The organism is Spirosoma daeguense (assembly GCF_054776875.1).
In genome coordinates this window covers 178113-191199 of the sequence record NZ_BAAHBF010000008.1, presented here as the reverse complement: position 1 = coordinate 191199, position 13087 = coordinate 178113, and the positions used below count along the sequence as shown (strand labels likewise).

The following is a 13087-nucleotide window of genomic DNA, read 5'->3' as shown; positions in this document are numbered from 1 at the left end:
TGGACAATAATCTTATAGCAAAATGAATCTCTCTGAATTTTCGGTTAAAAACTGGCAGTTCATGCTGATATTATTTCTGGGCGTAGCGGCTCTGGGTATCAACTCACTGCTGAACATGCCTCGGGGCGAAGACCCTGAATTTACAGCACCTGAATTTGCCGTAGCGGTTGTTTATCCCGGCACCGACGCGCTCGATATGGAGAAACTGATTGTTGATCCAGCCGAGAAACGCTTTAACGAACTCGACAATATTAAACACGTCATTACCAGCGTCGATGATGGTGTGGCCGTGTTCCGCGTGTCGTATGAATACAGCGAAGATCCCGACGAAAAATATCAGGAAATCGTCCGTGAGGTAGGCGCACTACGTAACGAACTCCCGTCCGATATTTTCAAGATCGACATTCTGAAGTTTTCGCCATCGGATGTAAACATCGTGCAAGTAGCTTTACAGTCGGAGGTGGCTTCCGACAAAGAGTTGGGCGATCAGGCGGATGAATTGAAAAAACGGCTCGAAAAAATTACCAGCCTAAAAAATGTGCAGGATTGGGGTTATCCGGCCAACGTAGTGCGCGTGTCGCTCAACATCGACAAGATGGCGCAGGAAGGCATTCCGACCAATCGCGTTATTGGGGCATTACAAGCCGAAAACGCTACCATTCCGGGCGGAAGTATTCAGGCTGGTACCCGTAAATTCAACGTTAAAACAGCCGGCGACTACCAATCGCTCGACGATATTCGGAATACCATTGTTTCGAGCAACGGGCAGAAAATCATCCACCTGCGCGATATTGCCGACGTAGATTATAACCTCGAAGATGCAACACACATTACCCGACTCGATGGACACCGGGCCGTACTGGTAACTGCCAGCCAGAAAATGGGCGAAAACATCGATAAAGTTGGCCAGAAACTCAATCCGGTTATCGATGATTTTGCAAAAACATTGCCATCGCACATCAAACTGGTCAAAAATTTCGATCAGGCTGCCAGCGTTGGCAAACGACTTTCGCACTTCGCAACCGATTTTTTGATTGCTATTCTATTGGTATCGCTTACACTGTTACCGCTAGGTTTTCGGGCGGCTGTGGTGGTGATGATTTCGATACCGCTTTCGCTGGCGATTGGCCTGTCGTTACTCAACGCCTTTGGCTATAGCATTAACCAGTTGAGCATTGTCGGATTAATTGTGGCGCTGGGTATTCTGGTCGACGATAGTATCGTTGTGGTCGAAAACATTGAGCGCTACATTCGGGAGGGATATTCGAAAAAAGAGGCTGCCATCAAAGCGACCAGCCAGATTACGCTGGCGGTTATCGGCTGTACCATTACGTTGGTTCTGGCCTTCTTACCCCTCATGTTTTTACCCGAAGCATCGGGCGATTTCATCCGGTCGTTGCCGATGGCCGTTGTTACAACCGTGCTGGCGTCGTTGCTGGTATCGCTCACGATTGTGCCCTTTTTATCGAGCCGGATTCTGAAACAGGAGCATAATTCGGAAGGAAACATTTTCATGCGCGCGCTGAAAAAAGGCATTAGCGGCTCCTACAGTCGGTTGCTTAACGTAGCGATTGACCGTCCAGTTATTACGTTGCTGGTGGCGCTGGCCATTTTTGGCGGAGCCTTATCGTTGGCTGGCAAAGTCGGTTTTGGGCTGTTTCCGGCTTCGGAGAAACCCCAGTTTATGATTAATATCGAAACGCCAGAAGGTAGTAGCCTCACCGAAACCAACCGCGTAGCCCGTTACGTCGAAAGTCAACTCAAACGCGATACGTTGGTCTGGCATTTTACGACCAACGTAGGACGCGGTAATCCACGGATTTATTACAACATCATCCAACGTAACGAAGCCGCCAATTTCTCGCAGTTTTTTGTGCAGTTGAAAGACATAGTACCTGCCGAAAAACAGGTCATTATCGACAAATACCGTGAACGGTTTGCGCTCTACCCAAATGCCCGAATTGAAGTAAAAGACTTCGAACAGGGTCCAGCTCAGGAAGCTCCCGTTGCCATCCGGGTATTTGGCGAAAATCTCGATACGTTACGTAACGTAGCAGCCCGTGTTGAAACTATTCTCAAACAAACGCCGGGTACTATTTACGTCAACAATCCGCTGGCATATCGAAAAACGGACCTTCGAATTAAGATTAACAAAGAAAAAGCGGGTTTACTCGGCTTATCGATTGCCGACATTAACCGCACCATCCGGTTGGCTATCGCGGGGCTGAATGTCGGTACGTTTAAAGCGCCTAACGACGACACCGATTATACCATAAACGTAACGATACCGAAAGGTCGAAATACAGACCAATCGGCACTTAACAACCTGTATGTTAACACCGTAACGGGTGGAGCCGTACCATTACGTCAGGTAGCTGATCTGCAATTTGAGACCAGTACCAGCCAGATTCGCCACTACGATAAAGACCGATTTGCAACCGTAACGGCCTTCGTAAAAACGGGCCATCTGGTCGATAACGTGTATACGGATGTTCTTAAAAAGCTCGACGCGATGAAATTTCCTGCCGATTTTCACTACGTAGCAGCGGGCGAGCTGGAAAGTCGCGAGCAATCGTTCGGTGGGCTGGGAACGATTATTCTGATCACCGTTTTCGGATTTCTGGCCGTGCTGATTCTCGAATTTGGCACCATTAAAAGCACGCTGATTGTGCTATCAGTAATTCCCTTGGGTATTATTGGGGCCATTATTGCACTCTTACTGACTGGAAATCCGTTCTCGTTTGTGGCCGTTATCGGTCTGATCGCCCTGATTGGTATTGAGGTAAAAAACTCTATTCTACTGGTCGATTTTACCAATCAGTTACGCGCACAGGGAATTCCATTGGTAGAGGCTATCAAAGAAGCAGGTGAGGTACGTTTTGTGCCCATTGTACTAACGTCGTTAACGGCTATTGGCGGATTGATGCCGCTGGCTTTCGAAGGAAATCCGCTTTATTCGCCATTGGCTTGGGTGCTTATTGGCGGACTGATTTCCAGCACGTTGCTATCGAGAATTGTTACGCCGGTTTTGTATCGGCTGTTACCGCCCAAAGTAGACGTAATACAATCCGTTGAAACGAAAGAGCTAGAACTAGCCTAATCTCCATCCCGAAAACGTACTGTTTTCGGGATGTTTTTTTAGTAGCTTATTGTACCAAAATTTTACTCACCTTTAGCTGCCCGTTTATGCGAACAACCAGCAGATAAAAACCGGGCAATAAAGGCTGATCGGGTATAAAATCGGCTTCTCCCTGTTGGTATTCCAAACGACCGTTTATGGGTTGACCAGTAAGTGTAAGCAATTGTATCGTAGCATTACTGACATTCCAAACGCGCAGATGAATCTGGCCGATACTGGCAGGGTTGGGATAAACGGCAACGACCGGTGCAGTCTCGTCAATAATTGCGGAAACAGGTTTGTAAACGTGCGATGTTCCGTTTATATCAATCTGTTTCAGACGGTAATAATTTGCCCCAATTACAGGATTAAGATCGGTTAAACCATAGTCGTGCCGTTTATCAGTTGTCCCGTTTGCCCTTACCTCGCCCACTGTGACGTATTCGTTCAGGTCGCGGCTTCGCTCAATTACAAACGTTTCGGCGTCCTGCTCCGACGTAGTACTCCAGGCTAGCTGCACCCGATCACCTTCGGGTTTGGCGGAGAAATCAAGTAACGTAACAGGTAATGTGCCGCTAATATCCCGCATTAGGATATTGCCAATTTGCATAACGCCAACGCCATCGTTCAGTCTGAATTTGAAATTACTAATCGTCTGGTCGGGCGATAATACGGCCTGATCATTAGCAAATTTTGTTCCGCCAATCCATAGGTCATACGTATCGTTGGGCAAGGTTTCCATCGAACCCGTAGGTGATACGTAGTTGAGCGGACCGCCTGTATTGTTCATGGCGAACGTAATGGTTTGCCGACCCGAAAACGAGGCACTGGTAGCTCCTCCCCCGCCACTTGGCACCGTACGTACCTGAAATTGACCAGAGCCCGACGATGCCAACGCAATAGCAAACCGAGCATACGTATTACCATTGCTCGGATTAGTCGGGCCAGCATCAAATCCGCTTCCAACGTAAAAAATAACGGCATTGGTACCCGTTACCGACGGGTCGCTCGAAATCGCTTCGAAGCTAAACTGAACGTGTAGCGACGTAGGCGACCCTGAAAAATTGCTTGAACGAGAAATATAGCCCGTTCCGCTATCGGTAGGTCTTGAGAACTGAACGGCATTATTGGTAATGGTAGCACTCAGCCCCGACAGTCCATTTACCTGACCATTGTTAGGCGTGGTGCTCACATATGATGCAGGGGCTCCCCCAGCCGAAAAATTCTGCTCGAAATACGTGGTTTGCCCTTCTGTTTTAAACGCTATTCCCAGAAAAAGCAGCACGCAACTTGTATAAACTTTTTTCATAAAATAGTGTCTTTATAATACCATAGGCATTATGACAGTAATTCATAAAAAAAGTATCAAGTAACTCAGTAAATAAATTCGCCTACTTCACTTTTGATCGTCACTTGCTTACCGGCATGGGTTTCCACACGGCCAATAATCTGAGCGTCAATGTTAAACGATTTCGCTACGTCGATAACCTGTTGTGCTACGTTCTCGGGGAGATACACTTCAAGGCGGTGACCCATATTAAAAACTTTATACATCTCCTGCCAATCAGTAACGCTCTCCTGCTGAATCAGCTTAAACAAAGGAGGAATTGGAAAGAGGTTATCTTTAATAACATGCAGATTATCAATAAAATGCAGCACTTTCGTCTGCGCTCCTCCCGAACAGTGAACCATGCCGTGAATCTGCGAACGGAGTTCATTTAGCAGCACTTTTACAACCGGCGCGTAGGTGCGGGTGGGCGATAGAATTAACTGCCCAACATTTACATGGAGTTCAGGTGATACGCTATCTGTCAGCGTTTTAGAACCGCTATAAATCAGATCTCGGTTAATGGCAGGATCGAAACTTTCGGGGTACGTATCGGCCAGATAGCTCGCCAGTACGTCATGCCGGGCCGAGGTCAGGCCGTTGCTTCCCATACCACCGTTATAGGTCGTTTCGTAGGTTGCCTGTCCAAACGAAGCCAGTCCAACCACTACGTCTCCCGCCTGAATACGGTCGTTACTAATGACCTGATCGCGTCGCATACGGGCAATTACGGTACTATCGACAATGATCGTTCGAACCAGATCGCCAACGTCGGCAGTTTCGCCCCCAGTGCTGTAAATTTCAACACCGTGATCCCGAAGCATCTGCAAAACGTCTTCTGTACCACTGATGATTTCCGAAATCACTTCGCCCGGAATCAGATTTTTGTTACGTCCGATAGTCGACGATAATAACATTGGCCCCGTTGAGCCCACGCAAATCAAATCGTCGGTATTCATCACTACAGCATCCTGCGCAATACCGCGCCATACACTCAGATCGCCGGTTTCGCGCCAATACAGATACGCCAGCGACGATTTTGTACCGGCTCCATCGGCGTGCATAATCGTACAGAAATCAGGGTCGCCCGCTAACGTATCAGGCACAATTTTGCAAAAGGCTTTCGGAAACAGCCCTTTATCGAGTTGGGCAATGGCGTTGTGAACGTCTTCTTTACTGGCGGATACTCCGCGCTGCGCATAACGGTCCATTCAGAAATGAATAATGGATAATGAGGAATGAATACTGCGCAAAGGTACGCACGTTCCCTGAGTCATTATTCATTCTACATTATCCATTATTCATTGTTAATAAACAATTCCGGCTTCGGCCCGAACAGCATCCAGCAATTCCATCAGGTTCAAACTATCGTCCAGCGACCAGAGTGGACTTTCTGTTTTACCGTCTGCCAGGCATTGCATAACGTGCTGAATTTCGAAATCATACCCAAACGTCGAACGCTCAAAATGGCTGATTACAGGTTCTTCATTCTCGCGCTGTAACGTAACGGATTTGCTTTCGTGGAACCGATTGTGAATTCGAATTTGGCCCGATTCGCCCTGTATTAATCCAACACAATCTGTAGCCGCTAACAACGTACTGTCCAGCAATGCCAGTTGCCCATCGGCATAGGTCAACACCATACCGCATTGCTCGTCGATATCGGTGCTGCCGAACGTAGCAGATGCTTTGATAGTTGTTGGTTTTCCCAGAAACAGATAGGCTAAAAAAAGCGGATAAATGCCAATATCGAGCAACGAACCTCCACCCAATTCTTTATTAAAAAGTCGTTTTTCGGGCAGAAACGGGGCTTTAAATCCAAAATCAGCTTTTATCGACACTACTTTGCCAATACGTCCCGATTCTGCTAGTTGCAGGGCATATTGAATACTGGGCATAAACCGACTCCAGAGCGCTTCCATCAGGAAAATAGACTTCGCCCGCGACGTATCGACCATTTCCCGAACCTGCTGACTATTCATGGCGAACGGTTTTTCACCCAATACAGCGACTCCGCCATTGAGCAACATCAGTACGTGTTCGTGGTGTTTTACGTGCGGTGTTGCTACGTACACTACGTCTAAATCGGGCAGTGTCAGCAAAGCGGCATAGTTGCCAAACGCGTGTGGCACACCGTACTGGCTTGCAAATTCATCCGCACGCTGCTGATCCGACGAAGCAACGGCATACAGTTGCGCATCTGGCACTGTCAGCAAATCCTGCGCAAATTTATGGGCAATTCGCCCCGGCCCGAGTATTCCCCAGCGAGTCATAAGAGAGATAGAGTTAAGCTAAATTGACTAAAACCTGTTTGGATGCACGGGTAAAATAGAACATGGTCTGAGCCGCCCCATTGATCTAAGTTCAACCAAACCGGAAATCTACTCTCAACTCAAAACTTCTGTGTCTGTTGCTACGTAGCGTTTTGCGATTGATGCAATAAAACCAATGATCGGATTGATCAATTACGTAACGTATCTTTTTTAGCTTTCCCAATGGGCACGGATATACCAAACGAACGTGGGTCACTGGGTGGAAGCGTTTTTCTTTTTTTGCCGTCTTCCAACGGTGGAGGTGTAGTAGCTGGCATTTGCGCATTCATTCCCGGCCCTGATGTGGGGGTATCGATGCCCGGAATAAATACCTGTTTTTGAGTAGGTTGCTGTAAGGTTTTAGACGAATCGGCCTGGCCGAAACAAACCGAACCGTATAAAAAAGCGGCAGAACAAAGAAGAACCAGACGCATAGGAAAAGATAGTTTGTTGAGTAAATAGCCATCTGTTACGTAACAGACAATCTATAACTGATTAACTACTTTCCCTGCGAACAGTTTGTCAAAACCTACGTGTGGACTGATTCTCGACTCTACGTCCCAGAAACACGTAGCGGTTTGTTGAATACTGATGTTAGTATTCAACAAACCGCTACGTATGCATCGAATAATCAGGAGTTATTTACAGCCTGTTTACTGTTTTATAATTTTCACAAGTTGCCGCTGGAATGGCGTCTTGGCTTCCAGTAGATAAACCCCTGCCGTCGAACCCAGACGAATCCAGTGTGTAGTAGTTGCTTCGGTTTCTGAAATCAACTGCTCATTTACCAGCTTACCTTGCTCGTTATACAAACGAATTGATACAGCTTGTTCATTTGCCCCTTCTATACGAACACCAACCTGATCACCTTCGACGGGATTTCCCAGCACTACCACACGTAACGAGGAGGACTTCTCCGAAACAGCCTGACGACCTGACGTAGTACAACCCGCCAACCAGTTATACGCGTAACTCGCTGATGCTCCCCCCTGCTGTGCCCGCAACTGAAGCGTCGCGTTGTCCGTGTACAACTCCAGCGTGTACGGACCACCCGCTGTCGTTGGTAACAACTCATTCACCACCGAAAAACTCACCGGACTACCATCCAATCCACTGTACTGTGGACTAAACTGGATACGTCTCCGATTCCCACTCAACGACTCACAATTCACCAGCGTCACACCCGTGATCCCAAAACCGGTAGGCGTCGGCGGAACAACTACCGTGCTGCTGGCCGGACTCACACTCAACACAAAACTCGTGCTCACACTCAGTCCCTGAGGATCGGTCGCCGTCACCGTGATCGTGCTCACACCACTCATACTGGGCACACCACCGATCTGAGCCGGTGGAGAGAAACTGAGTCCCGCCGGTAAGCCACCTACGGTCAATACCAGACTGTGGGGCGTCTCATTATCGGTAAACGTCGTCTGCGGAATGCTATAGCCGAAGCCCTCACCCACTTTGGCCGTCTGGTTACTCAACGGCTGATTCACACGAGGAGCCGTGTTGGGTTGTGGACTCTGACAAGTCGCCAGCCAGTTGTAGGTAAAACTCGCTTCACCCGCACTACCCGGTTGTGTCGCCTTCAACACAATCGTCGGGTTATCGTTGTAAAGCTGCAAACTGTACGGACCACCCGCCGTAGTCGGGAATAGCTCATTGACCACCCAGAAACTCACCGCCTGACCAGTCAACCCGCTGTATTGCGGCTGGAAACTAATCGCATACCGATTCGCCGAAATCTGGTTGCAGTAAATGGGTGTCACTCCCGTGATGGCAAACGGTGCACTCACACTCCCCGAAACCGGATTCACCGTTAGCACAAAGCTTGTGGAGGCCGACAAACCTCCCGCATCAACCGCTGTCAACGTAATGGTTGAGGTGCCCGTCACCGAAGGCGTGCCCGAAATCTGACCTCCCACCAACTGCAATCCGGCTGGCAAGCCACCCGCCGTCAAGGTGAGGGCATTGGGCGTCTGAGCATCGGTGAAGGTGTTGCTCACATTCAACCCAAACGGTTGGCCCTGCGTGGCTACCTGAGCCGAAATCGGACTCACCACCGTGGGCGGGGTGTTACTGGCGTTGGCCTCCACCACCGTCAGCACGAACTGCGTACTCACACGCAAACCGCCCGGATCAGTGGCCGTCACCGTCACACTACTCACCCCGGCCACACTGGGCACCCCGCCAATCTGACTCGGCGGCAGAAAGCTCAACCCAGCCGGCAAGCCACTCACGGTGAGGACCAGACTTTGGGGCGTTTCGTTATCGGTAAAGCTCAGTTGGGGCAGGCTATAGCCGAAGCCTTCACCTACCCGAGCTAGTTGATCGCTCAGGGGCTGATTCACCCGGGGGGGCGTATTGGGTTGCGAACTGGTACAGTTGGCCAGCCAGTTATAGCTAAAGCGCGCTTCCCCCGCCGTGCCCGCCTGCTGAGCCGTCAGCACAATCACCGGATTATCGGTGTAGAGCTGCAGGCTGTAGGGGCCAGCCGCCGTGGTAGGGAACAACTCGTTGACCACCGAGAAGCTGATGGGTTGCCCGTTGGTGCCGCTGTACTGGGGCGTGAAGGTAATCACGTAGCGGTTGGCGGCAATCTGCTGACAGTTCTGGCTGCTGACACCCGTAATGGTGAACGAACCGGCGGGGGTAGTGGTCGGACTGACCACCACCGATGCGGTGGCCGAGCAGCCGTTGCCCGCGATGCCCGTCACCGAGTAGAGTCCGGGCGCGGTGACGGTAATGGCCGCTGAGTTCTCGCCGGTGTTCCAGGTGTAGGCACTGGCACCGGTTGCCGTCAGGGTGGTACTCTGTCCGGGAGCAATGGTCAGGGATGGATTGGCCGAGATGCTGACGGTGGGCAGAGTACTATTCTGGAAGACTTGTGCCGAAGCGATGGCCGTACAGCCATTCCCACTCGTCACCGTCACTGAATAGGTTCCCGACGTGCTCACACTACGGATGGGGTTGGTGCTGTTGTCATTCCAACGGTAACTCACCCCACCACTCGCCGTTAATGTAGCACTCGGAGCCGAGCAGGTTAACGTAGCACTCGACGGACTGATACTGGCCGTGGGTAGATTACTGTCCTGACTCACTTGCGCCGAGGCCACCGCTGTACAACCATTCCCACTCGTCACCGTCACTGAATACGTGCCCGAGGTGCTCACACTACGGATGGGATTGGTGCTGTTGTCATCCCAACGATATGAATTACCTCCACTCGCCGTCAACGTCGCATTGGGACTGGCGCAGGTCAACGTAGCACTCGACGGACTGATGCTGGCCGTGGGCAGATTACTATCCTGACTCACACTCGCACTGGCCACCGCTGTACAACCATTCGAAGCCGTCACCGTTACCGAATAGGTGCCCGAGGTGCTCACACTACGGATGGGATTGGTGCTGTTGTCATCCCAACGATATGAATTACCTCCACTCGCCGTCAACGTCACACTCGGATTGGCACAAGTCAACGTAGCAGAGCTGGGACTGACGCTGGCCGTGGGCAGATTACTATCCTGACTCACACTCGCACTGGCCACCGCTGTACAACCATTCGAAGCCGTCACCGTTACCGAATACGTGCCCGACGTACTCACACTACGGATCGGATTAGTGCTGTTGTCATTCCAACGGTAACTCACCCCACCACTCGCCGTCAACGTCACACTCGGATTGGTACAAGTCAACGTAGCAGAGCTGGGACTGATGCTGGCCGTGGGTAGATTACTATCCTGACTCACACTCGCACTGGCTACCGCCGTGCAACCGTTGCCACTCGTCACCGTCACCGAATACGTGCCCGACGTACTTACGCTACGGATGGGGTTGGTGCTGTTGTCATTCCAACGATATGAATTACCTCCACTCGCCGTCAACGTAGCATTGGGACTGGCGCAGGTCAACGTAGCACTCGACGGACTGATGCTGGCCGTGGGCAGATTACTATCCTGACTCACACTCGCACTGGCCACCGCTGTACAACCATTCGAAGCCGTCACCGTTACCGAATAGGTGCCCGAGGTGCTCACACTACGGATGGGATTGGTGCTGTTGTCATCCCAACGATATGAATTACCTCCACTCGCCGTCAACGTCACACTCGGATTGGCACAAGTCAACGTAGCAGAGCTGGGACTGACGCTGGCCGTGGGTAGATTACTATCCTGACTCACACTCGCACTGGCCACCGCTGTACAACCATTCGAAGCCGTCACCGTTACCGAATACGTGCCCGACGTACTCACACTACGGATCGGATTAGTGCTGTTGTCATTCCAACGGTAACTCACCCCACCACTCGCCGTTAATGTAGCACTCGGAGCCGAGCAGGTTAACGTAGCACTCGACGGACTGATACTGGCCGTGGGTAGATTACTGTCCTGACTCACTTGCGCCGAGGCCACCGCTGTACAACCATTCCCACTCGTCACCGTCACTGAATACGTGCCCGAGGTGCTCACACTACGGATGGGATTGGTGCTGTTGTCATCCCAACGATATGAATTACCTCCACTCGCCGTCAACGTCGCACTCGGATTGGTACAAGTCAACGTAGCAGAGCTGGGACTGATGCTGGCCGTGGGTAGATTACTATCCTGACTCACACTCGCACTGGCTACCGCCGTGCAACCGTTGCCACTCGTCACCGTCACCGAATACGTGCCCGACGTACTTACGCTACGGATGGGGTTGGTGCTGTTGTCATCCCAACGGTAACTCACCCCACCACTCGCCGTCAACGTCACACTCGGATTGGCACAAGTCAACGTAGCAGAGCTGGGACTGACGCTGGCCGTGGGTAGATTACTATCCTGACTCACACTCGCACTGGCCACCGCCGTGCAACCGTTGCCACTCGTCACCGTCACCGAATACGTGCCCGACGTACTTACGCTACGGATGGGGTTGGTGCTGTTGTCATCCCAACGGTAACTCACCCCACCACTCGCCGTCAACGTCACACTCGGATTGGTACAAGTCAACGTAGCAGAGCTGGGACTGATGCTGGCCGTGGGTAGATTACTATCCTGACTCACACTCGCACTGGCTACCGCCGTGCAACCGTTGCCACTCGTCACCGTCACCGAATACGTGCCCGACGTACTTACGCTACGGATGGGGTTGGTGCTGTTGTCATCCCAACGGTAACTCACCCCACCACTCGCCGTCAACGTCACACTCGGATTGGCACAAGTCAACGTAGCAGAGCTGGGACTGACGCTGGCCGTGGGTAGATTACTATCCTGACTCACACTCGCACTGGCCACCGCTGTACAACCATTCGAAGCCGTCACCGTTACCGAATACGTGCCCGAGGTGCTCACACTACGGATGGGATTGGTGCTGTTGTCATCCCAACGATATGAATTACCTCCACTCGCCGTCAACGTCGCACTCGGATTGGTACAAGTCAACGTAGCAGAGCTTGGGCTAATGCTCGCTGTGGGTAGATTGTTATCTTGAGTTACCGTGGTGCTGGTAGTGCTCACACAGCCACTGGCATTAGCCGCCCTCACCCAATACGTACCCGGCGTGTTTACGGTGCGCGTGTTACCGGTGCCTGTTAAGATGGTCCCGGTGCCATTGGCAAAGGTGTAGGAGTCGCCACCCGATGCCGTCAGGGTTACCGTCGTCAGCGAACAACTCAACGGGCCGTTGTTGGTTAACCCCGTCGTGGGCAAACTAGTGACTGTTACGTTGAGGGTCGCCGTAGACGATTGGTCATTATTATTAACAATCAACGTAAAGCTCTGACTGCCACTGCCTGATGCCACCAGACGCTCATTAAAATTGATGGCTGATGATGCCCCCGTCGTCGTACTCGCCCCATTAGTAATGGTATAAGTATAAGTACCCGTTACGTTGCCAATAGTAGCCGTGAACGTAATGGGACTATCCACACACACCGCATTCGCCAACGTAGCGAAGCCCGTAATACCCGGCGGTGGCAGGAAGTTAATCGTCAATACACTCGAAGCCAGATTACCGTTACCCGCCACATCCTGAGCGACGCTCACCCCCACACTCACCGAAACCGGGCCGCTCATGGCGGGAATCACATTGGCCGTGTAAACCGAGCCCGAACCGCTAAATCCGCTCAACGTCCCATTGCTGACACTGACCTCTCCCTCCAGAAAGTCCAGCACCGATTCCGAGAAGGTAATGGTCACTGGAATAGGGCTGGTGCTAGTGGGGTTGGTCGATGAACTAGTGATGCTCACCGTCGGATTGACCGTATCAATGGTAAACGTGTTGGTGTTGCTGTCGACACTGGTGTTGCCCGCGGCATCAGTTGCCCGAGCCCGAACCGTGTGCGAGCCC

At 51.3% G+C, this 13087-nt stretch carries 6 protein-coding genes; 1 reads left to right on the top strand and 5 read right to left on the bottom strand.

From position 1 onward, the window contains the following. Positions 1-22: 22 nt before the first annotated feature. On the top strand, positions 23-3100 hold the full coding sequence (locus tag ACYVD4_RS24720) for an efflux RND transporter permease subunit (protein ID WP_460950280.1): 3078 nt from the start codon (positions 23-25) through the stop codon (positions 3098-3100). A 46-nt stretch (positions 3101-3146) separates the two neighbouring features. Here the strand turns inward: ACYVD4_RS24720 and ACYVD4_RS24715 are convergent, their stop codons facing one another. The 5 genes from ACYVD4_RS24715 to ACYVD4_RS24695 all read right to left on the bottom strand — a co-directional run bounded on the left by ACYVD4_RS24715 (position 3147) and on the right by ACYVD4_RS24695 (position 13008). Then, positions 3147-4427: a T9SS type A sorting domain-containing protein gene (locus ACYVD4_RS24715; RefSeq protein ID WP_460950279.1), complete on the bottom strand. Its 1281-nt coding sequence runs from the start codon at positions 4425-4427 to the stop codon at positions 3147-3149. Between the two features lie 65 nt (positions 4428-4492). Next, positions 4493-5656, bottom strand: coding sequence for an AIR synthase-related protein (locus tag ACYVD4_RS24710; protein ID WP_460950278.1), 1164 nt, complete (start codon positions 5654-5656; stop codon positions 4493-4495). Positions 5657-5752: 96 nt separating this feature from the next. Then, positions 5753-6718, bottom strand: a complete 966-nt coding sequence (locus ACYVD4_RS24705) for a Gfo/Idh/MocA family protein (RefSeq protein WP_460950277.1) — start codon at positions 6716-6718, stop codon at positions 5753-5755. A 188-nt stretch (positions 6719-6906) separates the two neighbouring features. Continuing rightward, positions 6907-7191: a hypothetical protein gene (locus tag ACYVD4_RS24700; protein ID WP_460950276.1), complete on the bottom strand. Its 285-nt coding sequence runs from the start codon at positions 7189-7191 to the stop codon at positions 6907-6909. Positions 7192-7410: 219 nt separating this feature from the next. Further along, positions 7411-13008, bottom strand: a complete 5598-nt coding sequence (locus tag ACYVD4_RS24695) for a putative Ig domain-containing protein (protein WP_460950706.1) — start codon at positions 13006-13008, stop codon at positions 7411-7413. Between the last annotated feature and the right edge of the window lie 79 nt (positions 13009-13087).